Origin of the sequence: Oryzomicrobium sp. (genome assembly GCF_021287045.1) — a bacterium.
In the GTDB taxonomy this organism is placed as follows: Bacteria; Pseudomonadota; Gammaproteobacteria; order Burkholderiales; family Rhodocyclaceae; genus Oryzomicrobium.
Map to the genome: position 1 here is coordinate 316339 of NZ_JAJTBG010000002.1, position 17730 is coordinate 334068.

The 17730-nt window shown below is 60.4% G+C and carries 13 protein-coding genes; 4 read left to right on the forward strand and 9 right to left on the reverse strand.

Features of this window, described 5'->3' with window-relative positions; genetic code table 11:
* Positions 1-69: 69 nt before the first annotated feature.
* The 9 genes from LWW89_RS03365 to dnaA all read right to left on the reverse strand — a co-directional run bounded on the left by LWW89_RS03365 (position 70) and on the right by dnaA (position 14801).
* Entirely contained in the window at positions 70-510 is a 441-nt protein-coding gene (locus LWW89_RS03365; protein ID WP_293261029.1) for a lytic transglycosylase domain-containing protein, read from the reverse strand.
* A gap of 263 nt (positions 511-773) precedes the next feature.
* Positions 774-1364, reverse strand: a complete 591-nt coding sequence (locus LWW89_RS03370; protein WP_293261033.1) for a YigZ family protein — start codon at positions 1362-1364, stop codon at positions 774-776.
* Between the two features lie 275 nt (positions 1365-1639).
* Positions 1640-3484, reverse strand: a complete 1845-nt coding sequence (locus LWW89_RS03375) for an SIR2 family protein (protein WP_293261036.1) — start codon at positions 3482-3484, stop codon at positions 1640-1642.
* Between the two features lie 10 nt (positions 3485-3494).
* Positions 3495-5207, reverse strand: coding sequence for a restriction endonuclease subunit S (locus LWW89_RS03380; protein ID WP_293261039.1), 1713 nt, complete (start codon positions 5205-5207; stop codon positions 3495-3497).
* A 2-nt stretch (positions 5208-5209) separates the two neighbouring features.
* Positions 5210-6703 (reverse strand): class I SAM-dependent DNA methyltransferase, encoded by a 1494-nt coding sequence (locus LWW89_RS03385; protein WP_293261042.1) that lies wholly within the window; start codon positions 6701-6703, stop codon positions 5210-5212.
* Positions 6704-6719: 16 nt separating this feature from the next.
* Entirely contained in the window at positions 6720-9062 is a 2343-nt protein-coding gene (gene hsdR, locus LWW89_RS03390) for an EcoAI/FtnUII family type I restriction enzme subunit R (RefSeq protein WP_293261045.1), read from the reverse strand.
* Positions 9063-9477: 415 nt separating this feature from the next.
* Positions 9478-11967, reverse strand: a complete 2490-nt coding sequence (gyrB, locus tag LWW89_RS03395) for a DNA topoisomerase (ATP-hydrolyzing) subunit B (RefSeq protein ID WP_293261048.1) — start codon at positions 11965-11967, stop codon at positions 9478-9480.
* A gap of 70 nt (positions 11968-12037) precedes the next feature.
* On the reverse strand, positions 12038-13156 hold the full coding sequence (gene dnaN, locus LWW89_RS03400) for a DNA polymerase III subunit beta (protein WP_293261051.1): 1119 nt from the start codon (positions 13154-13156) through the stop codon (positions 12038-12040).
* A 226-nt stretch (positions 13157-13382) separates the two neighbouring features.
* Positions 13383-14801 carry a chromosomal replication initiator protein DnaA gene (dnaA, locus tag LWW89_RS03405; protein WP_293261054.1) on the reverse strand — a complete coding sequence of 473 codons (1419 nt, stop codon included), beginning with the start codon at positions 14799-14801 and terminating at the stop codon, positions 13383-13385.
* A gap of 355 nt (positions 14802-15156) precedes the next feature.
* On the opposite strand from dnaA, the gene rpmH reads away from it, so the two are divergent.
* The 4 genes from rpmH to yidC all read left to right on the forward strand — a co-directional run bounded on the left by rpmH (position 15157) and on the right by yidC (position 17692).
* Positions 15157-15291, forward strand: a complete 135-nt coding sequence (gene rpmH, locus LWW89_RS03410; protein ID WP_293261057.1) for a 50S ribosomal protein L34 — start codon at positions 15157-15159, stop codon at positions 15289-15291.
* The gene (gene rnpA / locus LWW89_RS03415; RefSeq protein WP_293261060.1) at positions 15288-15788 is read left to right on the forward strand and encodes a ribonuclease P protein component; all 501 of its coding nucleotides are present in this window, start codon (positions 15288-15290) and stop codon (positions 15786-15788) included. The genes rpmH and rnpA overlap by 4 nt, the downstream gene beginning before the upstream one ends.
* The gene (gene yidD, locus LWW89_RS03420; protein ID WP_293261063.1) at positions 15773-15982 is read left to right on the forward strand and encodes a membrane protein insertion efficiency factor YidD; all 210 of its coding nucleotides are present in this window, start codon (positions 15773-15775) and stop codon (positions 15980-15982) included. The genes rnpA and yidD overlap by 16 nt, the downstream gene beginning before the upstream one ends.
* 72 nt (positions 15983-16054) lie before the next feature.
* A complete protein-coding gene (gene yidC, locus LWW89_RS03425; protein WP_293261066.1) occupies positions 16055-17692 on the forward strand; it encodes a membrane protein insertase YidC in 1638 nt (545 codons plus the stop codon).
* Positions 17693-17730: the final 38 nt, after the last annotated feature.

A 17730-nucleotide genomic window follows, 5' to 3' on the forward strand; every position in this document is an offset into this window, starting at 1 on the left:
CTCTCGCCGGCACTCATCGAACGCTGTGAAAAAGCGTCAGCCGGTGCATGAATACCGGGATAGCGCGGATCACTCCTGGGCCAGGGCCGAGGGCGGCATCAGCCGTTGCACCCGTTTGCTGTACAGCTGGGCTTTGCGCGGAAAGCCGGAGTGGTAGGCCTCCACCGCCGCCCAGAGATCGCCATAGCGGGCCACGTAACCGGCCAGAATCCAGGCCGCCGTCTGGACGTTGGTGCAGCGGTCCTTGAGCTTTTCCCGGGTGATCCCGAACTTGGCCAGGGTCGGCAGCCAGCCGGTGCCGATCTGCATCAGGCCGATGTACATCGTGCCGTTCTTGCTGCGGGCCACCGCATTTGGATTGCCGCCGGATTCGATTTTGGCGATGGCCTTGAGGACATCGACCGGCACATCGTGTTGTTCCGCCGCTTCTTCGAAGCAGGCCTGGGCTACCAGGGGAAAGCAACAGAACAGGGTAAGCATCACCCGAAAAAACCATTGGCGCGGGGTCATGGGAGCTCCTCGTCAAGGTGTTGGTCACAACCCAGGCCGCGCAAGATGCAAGTCACGAAACTTGCCGGGCATGGTGTCGTCACCGCAGGGCGGGCGAACTCTTACCTATCTCGGGGATGCGCAGTGGGCCTTCATGGGATTTTTCTCCGGGGTGGTTGAGGGAAGAGAGTGATCCCGGAGCAAGCCATTGATAATAATGGAAAGTTTACTTTTTTTCCAGCACATCCCAGGGGCATCAAGGGTGAGCCACCCGCTTGCTCCGATCACGCCAGCGGCAACCAGACGATGCGCCCCTGGCCGGCCTCGCTGAGCGCCACGACAAACGCATCGGCCAAGGTTTCGGCCAGGGTGAAGGCGAACTCGACCTGATCCCCGTGCCGTACCGCGTGCAACGTTGCCCCTGCGGCCTCCAGTTCCCGGCGCAACAGATCTTCGAGGGCGTAGGGCACCTGGCAGCACAGATCCCGCTTCCGGACGATGGCGACCTTCTCGGCACCGCGCAGCGCCTGGGCCACGCAATCCGTATAGGCCCGCACCAAACCACCGGCCCCCAGCTTCACACCGCCGTAGTAACGCACCACCGTCGCCAGTACCCCTTCCAGGTCCTGGTGGCGCAGCACATCGAGCATCGGCCGCCCCGCCGTGCCGCTAGGCTCGCCGTCATCCACCGCCGCCGACTGCCCACCGGCCAGCAGCGCCCAACAGACATGAGCCGCCCCCGGATGCTCGGCACGTAACCCGGTAACGATGACTTGCGCCGTGGCCCGATCGGCCACCGGCTGCACGCAGCCGATGAAACGGCTTTTTTTGATCAGCAGTTCGCTGTGGACGGCAGCGGCAAGGGTTTGGGACATCGCGGAAAGAAGGGGGTACCTGCCGTTGCGCTACTAATGCTGATCAATGACTGCTTCAGTAACCAACGTAGGACAGCTCCCGACCCATTCCGGACCTTCAGCTATCTGACTTGGTAACGTCAGCTTACTGAGCGCAGCAGACGTTCAGAGCATCTGCTAGACGCGAACTCCTCGGCCTTAGCTGCCGGTGGCAATTAGATTCGCCAACGTCATATATGGAATGGGATCCAGACATAAGCATGACGTCGATCTAAAAAGGCCATCGTCTCTTATCGCTACTTGAGAATTAAAGCGATCATCAACTTCACTCTCTCGACAAACCCGAGGTTGATTGGCTTATCCAGGTTTCCCCAGGCGTCTTCACACAGGCTCTGAATGTCACCCGTGTAGATTTGATCAAGGCGATCAGGAACCGTGAGACCCAGATTCGCAGCAAGTGACAAAGCAATGTAGTCACCAAACTCATGGTTTACCGCGCCCGGCAATTCACAAAATGACTCTTTCGATCGATGTTGCCGCTTCCCGTGCTGCAACAAGGCGGAAATCAAACGAATGGCGTGGTAATCAAAGCTCCCGCCAGCTTTGTGCGCCAGCAGCGGTTCAAGCTGCAACGCAGGAATGGACAACATTTCGTGGATGTTCCACTCAAAATCATCGTTCAGATGATTCCATTCGCCAATCGACTTCAGATATTGCTGCAGGCAGCTGAAGGCCACTGACAGTTTTCCATGGGCGTAGCCATCAAACTCAGGCGAACTCGACAAAACGCGAAGCAGATTATCCAGCGCCACCCTCAGATTCTCGTCGGTCTGCCGAGTCGCAAACGAGCGGCCATAAAACACGCGCTGCATGGCGGAAAGATACTGGCCTGTTGCGGACTGCGGAACAGCCCGGTGCAGCCAGTGCAGCAAGGGCATCAGGTCAATGAAGTCGCCAAGGAAATGGCTCAGGTCCATCGCCAGTTTGATGGGCGGTTCTTCCACCGGTAGCGGCTCAGGTGCAACACCCCGGTGTCGCAGTTCATTCTTGGCCAGACTGAGCAGGTTTTCGACAAGCTCATACCGATCTTTCTCGAACCAGATCGGGGTGATGCCCAGCTTGGCCAGCTCCGCGTTGCGCAGGGCGATCCCCGCGGGGGTCTCCGGGGCCTGCTCGATGGAGAAGTGCTGTTTGATCTCCTCCTCTTCGCCCATGTCTTCCCTGATCTTCCTGAATACCTGCACCGTTCGGTCATTACTCAGGCTACAGCCCAAAAAGAGCAGACTGCTGTTCTTGTAATGGTAGGCAAGCAGCTTGGGGATGGGTTTGTGCAAATTCAGGCTGCCGTTGCCATAGGCATCGTCGTATTGGTTCTTGCTGAGGATGCAGCGTCCCGGCTCGCGAATATCCCCGTGCAGCTTGATGACCGTGATCTTCTTCGGGTCGGGCTGCTCCAGCGCATTCAGGCCATTGATCACCTGAACCCTGCCGGCCTCGCCGGTTTCAAACGACTGCTCAAGCAAGCGATCATAGTTGGTGGTGATCACCGTATCCGTGAACAGCTCGGAGATGCGCCAGACCACATCGGGGATAGTGGGGTTGCGGGAGAATTCATCGCGAATTTCGTTGATGAACACCTCGCGGCCCCGAATAGCCTCGATCTCTTCCAGCACCGTTTCGTAAGCGCCGGCAGCCAACAGGTCTTCGATGCGTTCCGCAGCGATATGCGCTGTTTTTCCCTGGTGGCGCAGATGCTCCTTCCAGCTTGAAAACCCCGCCGATGCCGAAATGCCCGCCCCGACAAACGGCACCACCGCCCCGGCTGCCATGAGATCGACTAGCTGGACGAAGTGATCCACATTGCGCTGGAACCAATGGTCATCGCCAAGCTGCTCCTGAAACCAGGACTCGCCCAGCGCCTCGTGACGACAGACTTTGCGAAATGCCTGAAACGCTTCGTCGTAGCTTTTTCTATCCCCCGCAAACAGTGCCTTGCTGGGCTGGGGCAAAGCATCGACACCGTAATCAATCCGGGCCCCCTGCCCTTCCTCGCTATCCAGCCACTCGTTGAAATCAGCAAAGTGCTGGTAACGATAATGCTCGTCTTCGTCGCACCAGATTTTGTGCAGCGCCAGCGTCATGTCCTGCTACTCAGCCGATGGCCCGCTCGACGAGAGCGTCGGCGAGGTGGAGCTGGGTGGTTTGGGCGTCGCTAAGGCGGGATTTGAGCTGGTCGCACAGAGCCATCAACTCGTCGACTTTGGCGACGATTCGGTGTTGTTCGGCGAGCGGCGGAATCGCCACAACAATTCCATTCATTTTTGCCTGATTCATCTTTGGCTGAGCTGTCCCAGTTACATATGGCTCAAGCGATATAGCGTTGATATACAGGCAAACGTACAGGAGTAACCCTTCTGAGTAACCATCAAGCACATGGGCATGATTGTTCACCCAATACTTCCCGTACGCCATGAAAGCGATTGGAGTAGAGCGATTTATCAAGTTCGCTCCGTCCTCACCGATCAACAATAACGGCTTATCAAAAAGGTAGGCGTCAATTGCATCGATGACTCCGGAAGCGCCGTAGTAGTCGTATTCACCTCGCCGCGTTGCTCTCTCATCTACTGACAATGGGATGCGCTCAGAATCTCGATTGATCAAGAGATTGCCAAAACGAATGAGCTTCCACCCAGCCGGGACCTTGAACGGCTTTTCCTCTTCTGCAATTGGTAGTTGCGGCTTGTCCTTCTTGATCTTGCCTTCCTTCACCAACTTTGCTTTCTCGGCGGCGATCTTCTTGAGCAGTTCGCTGGCGGGTTCGTCGTTCGGGTCTTGCGGGACGAGCTTGCCCATCACCGCCAGTTGCAGGATGGTTTGCTTGAGCTGGTCGATGCTCTCTTCAGTCACGAACAGCGTGTCGAAGTGGCCGGCGATGCGCTGCCAGGCGCTGGCAAATTGTGTGTGATCGGCAGCGCTGGTCAGCGCGTTCAGCAAGGTTTCCACCAGCGTTTGATGGGCGCCGAGGCTGGCGTCGGTTTGTTGCTCAAGCTGGTCGCACAGCGCCATCAGTTCGTCGACTTTGGCGACGATGCGGTGTTGTTCAGCGAGCGGAGGCACTACCATCGGCATTATGGACAGTTGTCCCAGGTATATGCCCTTCTGAGCCGTACCCTTTGCGTGCACTTCGTAGTAATGGAGGCACGAGGGTGCAACAAGTTGCTTTGCCAGAAACTGAGGTGACAATCCGGATTTGAGAACTGCGACGCTGCGTTGAAGGACAAACTTCGGAGCGTCAGCCGGAACAACCGCTGCACGACCAATCGAGGCGACAATGTTTAACAGCACATCATTTGGCTCGATGAGAGTCCTTTGATTTTCCTTCTGAAAGTCATCTTCCGAAACGAAGCGCGAAGGGTTCTGAAAGTCGATTTTGTTGTAGTTGATATTCTGACTGCTTAGCATCGCGTAACCGGTACCTGCATCGGCCGGTGGATTGTGTGAGCCGTCTGTTAGCTTTTGGCAAACTTTTCCTAATCGCTCCCACGCCCAAGTGTTGGGCACTCGGAACGGTTTTTCCTCTTCTGCGACAGGTGACAGCGGTTTTTCCTTCTTGATCTTCCCTTCTTTCACCAGCTTCGCCTTCTCGGCAGCAATCTTTTGGAGCAGTTCGCTCGCCGGTTCGTCGTTCGGGTCTTGCGGCACCAACAAGCCGCGCACAGCCAGTTCCAGAATCAGCTCGCGCAGCTTCTTGATGCCGTACATCTCGACCTTGCTGGAAGAGCCCCGGCCGGCGGTGGATTTGCGCTTGAGGGCGGCGGTCCACAGATCGAGGTGATCCGTGACCAGTGTTTCAACAGCGGCCATGCTCACTGCGCTCCCGTGAGCGCAGCGGAGAGGATGTCCTTGAGCTGGTCGCGTAGCGACTGGATGTCCTGCTGCTGTGCCCGATACTGCTGCAGGAGTTCTTCAGGGTCGTGGCTGATCTGCTCGCCAACGTGCGGGTTCTTGATGTCGAGGTTGTAGTTGCGGGCGGCAATCTCTTCGAGGCTGACTTTCCACGCCTGCGGGGTTTCCACGCGGGCCACGAAGCCGTCGGCTTCCTCGCCCCACCAGGCGCATTCGGTGGCGAATTCCTCGAACTGCATGGGGCGGGTCTTGTTGTAGCTGGTGACACCCTCGGGGTAGGGATGCTCGTAGAACCAGACGTCCTTCGTTGCCGGCCATTCGGCCTCGGGCTTCTTGGTGAAGAAAAGGATGTTGGTCTTGATGCCGGTGTAGGGATTGAACACGCCATTGGGCAGGCGGACGATGGTGTGCAGATGGCATTGCTCCAGCAGCGTCTGCTTCAGGCGGGTCTTCATGCCTTCGCCGAACAGGAAGCCATCGGGCAGGACCACGGCGGCGCGGCCGTGACTCTTGAGCAGGCGGACGACCAGCGCCATGAACAGGTCGGCGGTTTCGCGGGTGCGCAGGGTCGCGGGGAACTGGTTTTCGACGCCATCCTCTTCCATGCCGCCAAAGGGCGGGTTGGTGATGATGACATTGACGCGGTCGGCCTCGCCGTAGTCGGTGTAGGCGCGTCGGCTGAGCATGTTGTCGTGCTCGATCTGGGTCGGGGTGTCGATGCCGTGCAGGATCATGTTGGTGGTGCACAGCATGTGCGGCAAGGCTTTTTTCTCGACCCCGTGGATGCTGGCAACGAGGACGGCTTCGTCCGCCGCGTTCTTCACGTAGCGGTTGCGCTTGTGGTCGATGGCGCATGCGAGAAAGCCGCCGGTGCCGCAGGCGGGGTCGAGCACGCTTTCGGCAAGCTTGGGATCAACCCGGTCGACGATGAACTTGGTGACGGCGCGGGGGGTGTAGAACTCGCCGGCGTTGCCGGCGCTTTGCAGGTCTTTGAGGATCTGCTCGTAAATGCTGCCGAAGGTGTGGCGGTCTTGCGTGTTGTTGAAATTGATCTCGCAGATCTTGTTGATGACCTGCCGCATGAGGGTGCCCGACTTCATGTAGTTGTAGGCATCCTCGAAGACGTTGCGGATGACCTTGGCGCGCTCGCCGGTGGGGCCGCTGACCGCAAGCTTGTTCTTCAGCGTGGGAAAGAGCTGGAGGTTCACGAAGTCGCCCAGCTCGTCGCCGGTCATGCCTTCAGGGTCGGCCGCCCAGTTGCGCCAGCGCAGATGCTCGGGCAGCGGCGACTTGTAGTGATCTTCGAGCAGTTCGATTTCTGCTTCGCGGTCATCGTAAATTTTGAGGAAGAACATCCAAACCAACTGGCTGATGCGCTGGGCATCGCCGTCGACGCCGACATCCTTGCGCATGATGTCCTGGATGGATTTGATGATGCCGCTAACGTTGCTCATGGTGCTTTCTGACTACTTAACTTGCTTGTTTGAAGAGTTCGGTTTCAAGGGCTTGCAAAGCTGCTTCGTATTGAGCCTTGCCGCCGAATACGCCGTTGATGATTTCCACGGGCGTGCCCAGCTGCTTGAAGGGATCAAGCTTGAGGACGTTGTTGTTCTCGATGCTGACGATGCCTTCGTCGGCGTATTTGTCGAGCAGGGCTTCCAGCACGGCGCGCGCCTGGTCGCCGTATTGGGTGAAGTAGTTGCGCTTCTTGACGTTGTTTGCCCGCTCGGCTCGGGTGAGGGGCGGCTGGTCAAAGGCTATGTGGCAGATGAGGTCGAAGTCGCCGTAGTCCTTGCCCACTTCCTTGGCGAGCTTGGGCAGCTCGATGCCGTATTCGGCGAGGGCCTCGATGATAGCGGCCTTTTTCTTGCTGCTATTCCACTTTTGCAGGAAGTCATCCAGCGAGGTGAATTCCTGGCGGATGTTCTTGCGGCTGTAGTCGCGGTAGCTTTCGGTGACCATCTTGCCGTCTTCGCCATAGACCTCGACACGCTCGGCAACGATGTGAACCGTGACACCGCCGACGTGATACTTCTTGATGCCTTCGCCTTCTTCGCCCCCCGCTTCACCCTCTTCTCCGTCGCCTTCGGGATCGGGGGGAACGGGGTCGTCGTCAGGTTCTGGCTCGTAGATGACGACCGGTTCACCATCGAAATCCGGATCCTTGAAGAGCTCGGTGGCCTTCTTGAAATCCATGATGGTGAAGAAGTATTTGTTCTGCGATTCTTCGATGCGCGTACCACGGCCTACGATCTGCTTGAAGGTGGTCATCGAGTTGATGGTCTTGTCGAGCACGATGAGCTTGCAGGTCTTGGCGTCCACTCCGGTGGTCAGTAGCTCCGAGGTGGTGGCGATGACGGGGTATCTGCTTTCCGGGTCGATGAAGTTGTCCAGTTCGGCCTTGCCCTCCACGCTGTCGCCGGTGATGCGCATCACGTACTTGCTATTGGCTTTCGCCAGTGGTCCGGAAGCATTGACGATGGCCTTGCGCATGCGCTCGGCGTGGTCGATGTCTTCGCAGAAGATGATGGTCTTCTGGAACGGGTCGGTGGCGTTGAGTAGCTTCATGACGCGCTCAGCGACGAGCCGGGTGCGCTGGTTGAGCACCAGGATGCGGTCCATGTCGATCTGGTTGTATTCGCGCTGCTCGATCTCGTTGCCGAGATCGTCTTTCATGCCGGGCGGCGGCGTCCAGCCGTGAATGTCCTTGTCGATGTCGATACGCACCACCTTGTAAGGTGCAAGGAATCCGTCCTGAATGCCCTGCTTCAGGGAGTAGGTGTAGATCGGTTCGCCAAAATAGGTGATGTTGGAGGCGTACTTGGTTTCCTTGGGCGTGGCAGTCATGCCCAGCTGGATGGCACCGTCAAAATATTCGAGGATTTCTTTCCAGGCGGAATCATCGTTGGCGCTGCCACGATGACACTCGTCGATCACGATCAGATCAAAAAAGTCGCGCTTGACCGACTTGAATATCTTGTCTTCCTCATCGGGGCCGGTGAGTGCCTGATACAGGCCCAGATAAACCTCGTAGGAAGGGTCGATCTTGCGATTGCGGATTTTGGTCATGACCGTGCCAAAGGGCTTGAAGTCGTTGACCAGTGTCTGGTCTGCCAGAATGTTGCGGTCCACCAAGAAAAGAATGCGTTTTGCCTTCTTAGCCTTCCAGAGACGGTAGATGATCTGGAAGGTGGTATAGGTCTTGCCGGTGCCGGTGGCCATGACCAGTAGCAGGCGTTTTTCGCCTTGGGCCACTTTTTCGATCACGCGGTTAATGGCTTCCGCCTGGTAATAGCGCGGCTCCTTGTTGCTGCCGTCATCGTGGTAGGGTTCGGTGACCAGGGATTCCTGATCGTCTGCAATGCCTCTGAAACGCTTGTAGCGCGCCCAGAGTTCCGCTGGCGAGGGAAAGGCATCCAGCCTGAATTCGGTTTCAGTGTCTTCGCCTTCGGCAGCCGTCTTGTTATGGCTGGCAAATCCGTCGCCGTTGGAACTGAAGGCGCAGGGTACGTCCAGGATTTCGGCATAGCCCAAAGCCTGCTGCAACCCATGGCTGATGGTGTAGTTGTTTTCCTTGGCTTCGACCACCGCTACCGGCACGCCTTTTTCCTTCTGGAGCACGTAGTCGGCGAATTTCTTCTTTTTCTTGTTGCGCGAGGATAGATTGCCGCGAACAACGACCGGCCCCGGGGTCAAGGTCACCTCACGGCGAATCTGCGTCATCTCGTCCCAACCTGCCTGGACGATGGCCGGCGTGATGAACTTGGCCTTGATGTCAGACTCGCTGAGTTCCTTCTTCTCGTTGCTATCCATCAGGGGAATCCAAAGTTGGATGGGGCGTGGCTTGTTTGCGCCATCGGTGCGCTGCCGGGCTGAAAATTTTATCCGGTTTCTGCAATGTCAGCTTGGCGGCATATTTCGCCCACTCTGTAAAATAGGTCGGTAAGTCCGCGGTGGCCGTGGAGTTCGTATTCAGCACTTGCCCTTAACGGCAGCGGCACTCGGTAAGCTGCCGTTCACGGCTTTTCTGGTTGAGCGGCGGGTAACCAGCGCATTGCAGCCTAATCCTGACCAGAGGCCCAAGGTCCGCTCTGGCCGAATAACAGCCAGCTAATCTAGACAAAAAAACAAAAAAGGCCACCCTATGCGAGTGGCCTTTTTGTATGAACAGTTCCCAAGAAATCTAGACTTTTGGGAAAAATCTAGACAATCGTGGGATCCTACACCATCAAACGTCGATGTTCCGCGCATACAGCGCGTTGCTTTCGATGAACGCCCGGCGGGGTTCCACCAATTCGCCCATGAGGGTGGTGAACACGCCGTCGGCGCTGATGGCATCTTCGATGCCGACGCGAAGGAGGCGGCGCACGGTGGGGTCCATGGTGGTTTCCCACAGTTGCTCCGGATTCATTTCACCCAGGCCCTTGTAGCGCTGCTTGGAAATGCCGCGCTCCACCTCGTTCTGCAGCCAGGCCATGGCTTCGGCGAAGTCGGCCACGGCTTGCTTCTTCTCACCGCGTTCGATGCTGCCACCGGGCCCGAACAGGCCGGAGAGCAGGGTGGCGGCCTTGCGTAGCTGGGTGTAGTCGCCGGAGCGGACGAAGTCCTCGTCGATCACGCCGACCTTGAGGTTGCCGTGGTGCATGCGCTCGACGCGCAGCTGCCAGCGCTCGTCGGCCTCGTTGAAGTGGGCGACGATCTGGGTGCCGTGGTTGACGTGGGCCGACAGGGCCTCGGCGGAGGCACGGGCGACGGCCTCGCTGGAGACGTCCACCTGCAGGTCCTTGGCGACGATGGCGTGCAGCACCTCGGGGTTGATCAGGTTGGAGAGGCGGTTGATGACCGCCTCGGAGAGCAGGTATTCCCGCGCCAGCTCTTCCAGGGCCGCGCCGGTAATGGGCTCGGCGCCGGCCTTGGGGATCAGCCGCGATTCTTCCAGGGCCATCTTGAGCAGGAACTGGTGGTACTCGTGGTCGTCCTTGAGGTAGCGCTCGGTCTTGCCGTGCTTGACCTTGTACAGCGGCGGCTGGGCGATGTAGATGTGGCCGCGCTCGACCAGCTCGGGCATCTGCCGGTAGAAGAAGGTGAGCAGCAGGGTGCGGATGTGGGCGCCGTCCACGTCGGCATCGGTCATGATGATGATGCGGTGGTAGCGCAGCTTCTCGGGCTTGTACTCGTCCTTGCCGATGCCGGTGCCCAGGGCGGTGATCAGGGTGGCGATTTCCTGGCTGGAGATGAGCTTGTCGAAACGGGCCTTTTCCACGTTCAGGATCTTGCCCTTGAGGGGCAGGATGGCCTGGAACTTACGGTCACGGCCCTGCTTGGCGGAGCCGCCGGCGGAGTCACCCTCGACCAGGTACAGCTCGCACAGGCTGGGGTCTTTTTCCTGGCAGTCGGCCAGTTTGCCGGGCAGGCCGACGCCATCGAGCACGCCCTTGCGCCGGGTCATTTCCCGAGCCTTGCGCGCCGCGTCCCGGGCGCGGGCGGCCTCGACGATCTTGCCGGTGATGGTCTTGGCATCGAGCGGACGTTCCAGCAGGAACTCGGACAGCTTGGCCGCCACCACTTCTTCCACCGCCGGGCGGGCTTCGGAGGAGACCAGCTTCATCTTGGTCTGGGAAGCAAACTTGGGGTCCGGCATCTTCACCGAAAGCACGCAGGCCAGGCCTTCGCGCATGTCGTCGCCGGTGATTTCCACCTTGGCCTTCTTAGCGATCTCGTTCTCTTCGATGTACTTGTTGATGATGCGGGTCATCGCCGCCCGCAGACCGGTGAGGTGGGTGCCACCGTCAGACTGGGGAATGTTGTTGGTGAAGCAGAGCACCTGTTCCTGGTAGGTGTCGTTCCACTGCATGGCCACTTCGACGCCGATGGTGACGCCGTCGGCCACCTTGGCTTCGCCGGCCGAGTAGAAGATGTTGGGGTGCAGGACGGACTTGTTGCGGTTGATGTACTCGACAAAGCTCTGCACACCGCCGGCAAAGGCGAACAGCTCTTCCTTGCCACTGCGCTGGTCCACCAGGCGGATGCTGACGCCGTTGTTGAGGAAGGACAGCTCGCGCAGGCGCTTGGCCAGGATTTCGTAGTGGAATTCCACGTTGCCGAAAATCTCGTCGTCGGCCAGGAAGTGCACTTCGGTACCGCGCTTGTCGGTGTCGCCCAGAACCTTGAGGGGGGAAACTTCGAAACCGTCACGCATTTCCAGCACGCGCTCGACGGGTACGCCCCGGTTGAACTCGATGAAGTGACGCTTGCCGTCGCGGCGAATGGTCAGGCGCAACCACTTGGAGAGGGCGTTCACGCAGGACACGCCGACCCCGTGCAGACCACCGGAAACCTTGTAGGAGTTCTGGTTGAACTTGCCGCCGGCGTGCAGTTCGGTGAGGGCGATTTCGGCGGCGGAGCGCTTGGGCTCGTGCTTGTCGTCCATCTTCACCCCGGTGGGGATGCCGCGGCCGTTATCGGTGACGGAGATGGAGTTGTCGGCGTGGATGGTGACGACGATGTCGTCGCAATGACCGGCCAGGGCTTCGTCGATGGAGTTATCCACCACCTCGAAGACCAGATGGTGCAGACCCGTGCCGTCGGAAGTGTCGCCAATGTACATCCCCGGGCGCTTGCGCACGGCCTCCAGGCCTTCAAGGATCTGGATGCTGGATTCGCCGTAGGCCGGTGAGGCTTCCTGCGGGTTGTTCATTTGCGGGTTTTCTTCGCTCATTGTTCCTGTTCCACTAAAAACTGCAAAAGGCCCGCCGAGCGGCGGACCTTAAATCGCTGCACACGCCGGATCAGATGCGCATCGGCATGACGACGTACTTGAAGCGATCGTTGCCCGGCAGGGTGATCAGGGCGCTGGAGTTGGCGTCGTTGAAGTGCCACTCGATGGTCTCGGCGTGAGTGTTGTTGAGCACGTCGAGCAGGTAGTTGACGTTGAAACCCACGTCCAGCGGCTCGCCGGCATAGGCCACTTCCAGCTCTTCCTGGGCTTCTTCCTGTTCGGCGTTGGCGGCGTTGAGCTTGAGGGCGTTGTCGGCGGCCACCAGGCGCACACCGGAGAACTTCTCGTTGGTCAGGATCTTCACCCGCACCAGGGAGGAGAGCAGGGTGGAGCGTTCCAGGGTCAGGGTGTTGCGTAGCTGGGCGGGGATGACCCGCTCGTAGTCGGGGAACTTGCCGTCGATCAGCTTGGAGACCAGCACCACGTTGCCGAAGGTGAAGCGCACCTGGTTGGGGGTCAGGGCCAGTTCCAGGGGCTCGTCGGAATCGGCCAGCAGGCGGTTCAGTTCGATCACCGTCTTGCGCGGCAGGATCATTTCCTGGCGGGGCAGGCTGTCCACGCCGTCGCCTTGCAACGCCATGCTGGCGTAGGCCAGGCGATGGCCATCGGTGGCGACGGCGCGCAGTTCGCCACCGTCCACCAGCAGAAGCAGGCCGTTCAGGTAGTAGCGCACGTCCTGGGCGGCCATGGCGTACTGGGTCTGGGCCAGCAGCTGGCGGAACTGCTTCTGGGTGACGGTGAAGGTGCGGGTGTCGCCGTCGGCCAGGGCCATGCGCGGAAAATCCTCGGCCGGCAGGGTCTGCAGGGCGAAGCGGCTCTTGCCGCCGCGCACCGTCAGGCGCTTGTCTTCGAGCACCAGGGAAACGTCGGTGCCTTCGGGCAGGGAGCGCAGGATGTCCTGCAGCTTCTTGGCGCCCACGGTCACCGCGCCGTCGGCGCCGTCTTCGGCCCCGCCGGTGGAGGTGGTGATCTGGATTTCGATGTCAGTGGCCAGCAGGGTCAGCTGGTCACCGCGTTTTTCCAGCAGCACGTTGGACAGGATCGGCAGGGTGTGCCGCTTCTCGACGATGCCGGACACCGACTGCAGAGGCGCGAGGAAGGTCTCGCGAGACGCTTTTATGAGAAGCATATAAATAAAACCCTAGTGATTAGTTAACCGAACGACAACTCTGTGGATAACGAAAAAAACGCCTTGATTATCCTTGGCTTAGGTCCAAAAAAACAGGGTGGAAAACCTCTGTAGGACGCTGTGGAGCCAAGTGGAACAACTTTTCGGACGGGAAAAAACAGGAACTTCCCCCCATTCTTTCCACAGGCTTCCCGCCTGCTTGTCCACGGGTCGCACTCTGCAAGCGCTAGCCCTTGAGCACCTGCAACAGCACGTGCAGGTCGTGGTTGAGCTGATTGTCCTTCATTTTCAGGTCTTCGATGGTGCGAACGGCATGGAGCACCGTGGTGTGGTCGCGCCCGCCGAAGGCGTCGCCGATGGCCGGATAGCTGTGCGGGGTAAGGTCCTTGGCCAGCCACATCGCCACCTGGCGGGGACGGGCGATGATCCGGGTGCGCTTCTTCGAATAGAGATCGGCGACCTTGATCTTGTAGTACTCGGCCACCGTCTTCTGGATGTTTTCCACTGTGATCTGGCGATTGTAGGCGCCGATCACGTCCTTCAAGGCTTCCTTGGCCATGTCCAGGCCGATGGCCCGACCGTGGAACTGGGAATAGGCCAGCACCTTCTTTAACGCCCCTTCCAGCTCGCGCACGTTGGACTTGAGGTGCTTGGCGATGAAGAACGCCACCTCCTTGTCCAGGCGCACCCCTTCGGCCTCGGCCTTCTTTTCCAGGATGGCCACCCGCATTTCCATCTCGGGCGGCTCGATCTGCACGGTCAGGCCCCAGTCGAAGCGGGTGATCAGCCGGTCTTCCAGACCGGTGATGTCCTTGGGGTAGGTGTCGCAGGTGATGATGATCTGCTTCTTCGCCTCCATCAGGGCGTTGAAGGCATAGAAGAATTCTTCCTGAGTGCGGTTCTTGCCGTTCAGGAACTGCACGTCGTCGATCAGCAGCACGTCCACCGAACGGTAGTAGCGCTTGAACACGTCGAACGACTTCTGCTGGTAGGCGCGCACCACGTCCTGGTAATAATCCTCGGCGTGCACATAACGCAGCACCTTGTCCGGCCGATCGGCCAGGATGCGGTTGCCGATGGCGTGGATCAGGTGGGTCTTGCCCAGGCCGGCGCCGCCGTAGATAAACAAGGGGTTGTAGTCGCTACCCGGATTCTCGGCCACGCGCATGGCAGCAGCCCGGGCCAGGTCGTTGGCCTTGCCCACTACCAGGTTGTCGAAGGTGAAGGCGGCATTCAGCCGGGTCTTCTCATAACCGGTCTTCTCCCGGTTGGGCGCCTTGGCGGCCGGGGCGGGACGTGGGACGGAGGCGGGCAGTTCGCCGCTGTCGGCCCCCGCAGATTCGGCGGAAGTGGCGGTGGACGGGAGCGAAACCGCTGCCGGGCGGGGCGCCGGGGCGCTGCCCTGGCCGATCGACAGGTCGATGGAAACGTCGCTGTTGAAAAATTCCCGTCCGTATTCCTGAATGCGGCTCAGGTAGCGGTCGCGCACCCACTTCAGGATGAAGCCGTTGGGGGCGTACAGACGCAGCCCCTCGGCGGGGTCGGGGCCCGCTTCAAGCCGCAAGGGCTTGATCCAGGTGTTGAATTGCTGCGCCGGCAGCTCTTGCTCAAGCCGGGACAGGCAGGAAGACCAGAATTCGCTCATTGAGTGCAGAAGGCACCCGGCCCGTGCAGGCTAGCGGGCCAGATAAAAACAGCGCCCGGTGCAGTTTCGCCGAGGCGAGGCTGCGCACCGGGCCGGGGGAGGAGGGGAGGGATCGCGGACAGCTGGCCCGGGCATCGGGCATTCAACGCGAAAGCCCTGCTGGAAAGCCATGGCGGTACCGAAAAGCAAGACCGGCGATGACCGGACCTGCCGCCGCCGTCCTCCGAAGATTGACCACCATTCTACCCGTTCCGGCCCGAGTTATCCACAGGGCAAAGATCGGGAACCTTGACAAGATGAGGCCAGCCCGGGTTTAATCACGCGTTTATCTTTCCCGAAGCATCAAGGACTTATCATGAAGCGTACCTACCAGCCTTCCGTCGTGCGCCGTAAGCGCACCCACGGTTTCCTCGTCCGCATGAAGACCCGCGGCGGCAAGAAAGTGATCGCTGCCCGCCGCGCCAAGGGCCGTCATCGTCTGGCCGTTTGAAGAAGCCCTTTGGCTTCCCCCGCGCCCGGCGGCTGCTGAAATCCGAGGAATTCACGGCCGTCTTCGACTTCCGGCGCGTGGCGCGAAGCCCGCATTTCGTACTGCACTATCTTGAGCCGGCAGCGGATCGGGACGCCACTGCCCCCGGTCAGCCCCGGCTCGGGTTGGTGATCGGCAAGCGCCATCTGCGCCATGCCGTGCGGCGCAACCTGGTGAAGCGCATCGCCCGGGAAACCTTCCGGATGATGCAGGCGGAACTCAAGCCCCGCGACTACGTGTTGCGCATGGCCGCCGTTCCCCGTTCCGGGCCGGCTCCGGCCCCGGTTCCAGGCAAGAAGAAATCCGGCAAGGGGCAGCCCGCCCCGGTGCGCCTCGACCGCCAGGCCCTGGCCAGCGAACTGCGCGGCCTCTTCGCCCGCAATCTGGTCCGCGACCGCGCCAAGTCCGGCATGTCTGGCAAGCCCGCCTCCCCCGACGCGCCATGCGCATCCTGCTGATCGGCCTGGTCCGTCTCTACCAGTATGCGTTGAGCCCCTTCCTGGGGCCTTCCTGCCGTTTCACCCCGTCCTGTTCCGAGTACATGGTCGAAGCCCTGCGGCGCCACGGCGCGGTCAAGGGCCTGTGGCTCGGCACGCGGCGGATCTGCCGCTGCCACCCCTGGCACCCCGGCGGCCACGATCCGGTGCCATAATGGCGCCTCTTTTTTAACCCGCCTCCGGGCGGCCGATTCCCACCACACGGCTAAACAAGGCTGACAGGGCTCATGGATAACCGTCGTCTGCTCCTTTCGATCATCTTCTTCGTCTCCATCTTCATGCTGTGGGAGGCCTGGAACCGGCAGCACGCGCCCCAGCCCGTGGCGGGCAGCGCCGCCCAGGCGTCGGCCCAGTCCGGCGCGCCGGTGCCTTCGGCCAGCCTCCAGGCGGGCGTGACCGCTCCCGCCGGTGACGCGGCTTCCCAGTCCGCCGCCGAGAAGGTGACCGTCACCACCGACCTGTTCAAGGCCGAAATCTCCAGCCAGGGCGGCGACCTGGTGCGCCTCGAACTGCTCAAGCACAAGTCCGCCGACGAAAACGCCTCCCCGGACCACCGCCTGGTGCTGATCGATCCGGCCCACCGCTACGAAGCCCAGACCGGCCTGATCGGCGACAACCTGCCTACCCACCGCAGCACCTTCAAGGTCTTGCCGGGCAAGCGCGAGATGGCCGAGGGCAGCGATACCCTGACCCTGTCCCTGGAAGCCGATACCGCCAACGGCGTGAAGGTGATCAAGACCTACACCTTCCACCGCGACAGCTACGTCATCGACGTGGGCTACGAGATCGACAACCACAGCCAGGCCGCCGTGGCGCCCCACGCCTACTTCCAGTTGCAGCGCGACGAGACCAAGCCCGCCGGCGAGGCCCGCATGGTCAGCACCTTCACCGGCCCGGCCTTCTATTCGGCCGCCGACAAGTACCAGAAGGTGGACTTCTCCGACATCGAGAAGGACAAGGCCAAGCACGTCAAGACCGCCGACAACGGCTGGGTGGCCATGGTGCAGCACTACTTCGTCACCACCTTCCTGCCCCAGGGCAACGTGACCCGGGAGTTTTACACCCGCAAGGTGGGCAACGGCGCCGTCGCCGCCGGCGTGATCCTGCCGGTGCAAAGCATCGCCCCGGGCGCTAAGGGCGGCATCACCGTGCCCATGTACGCCGGTCCCCAGGTGCAGAGCGAGCTGAAGAAGCTGGCCGATGGCCTGGATCTGGTGGTGGACTACGGCTGGCTGACCATCATCGCCGCGCCCCTGTTCTGGGTGCTGCAAGCCCTGCACAAGCTCACCGGCAACTGGGGCTGGGCGATCATCCTGCTCACCATCGGCCTCAAGCTGCTGTTCTTCCCGCTGTCCGCCGCGTCCTATAAGTCCATGGCCAAAATGCGCCAGGTGACGCCGCGCCTGACCCAGATCAAGGAGCGCTTCGGCGACGACCGCCAGCGCATGAACCAGGAGATGATGGAGCTGTACAAGAAGGAGAAGATCAACCCCCTGGGCGGCTGTCTTCCCATTGTCGTGCAGATTCCGGTGTTCATCGCCCTCTACTGGGTACTGCTCGGCGCCGTGGAAATGCGTCAGGCGCCTTGGCTGGGCTGGATCACCGACCTGTCGGTGGCCGATCCCTTCTACATCCTGCCGGTGTTCATGATGGTCACCATGCTGATCCAGACCAAGCTCAACCCCACCCCGCCGGACCCGATCCAGGCCAAGGTGATGTGGATGATGCCCCTGGTCTTCGGCGTGATGTTCTTCTTCTTCCCCGCCGGCCTGGTGCTGTACTGGACGGTAAACAACCTGCTGTCCATCGCCCAGCAGTGGTCGATCAACCGCATGATGGGCGACGGCAAGGCGGCCAAGGCCTGACCGGCCCCCTCTGCCCCGCACCGCGGCGACAGGCCCCC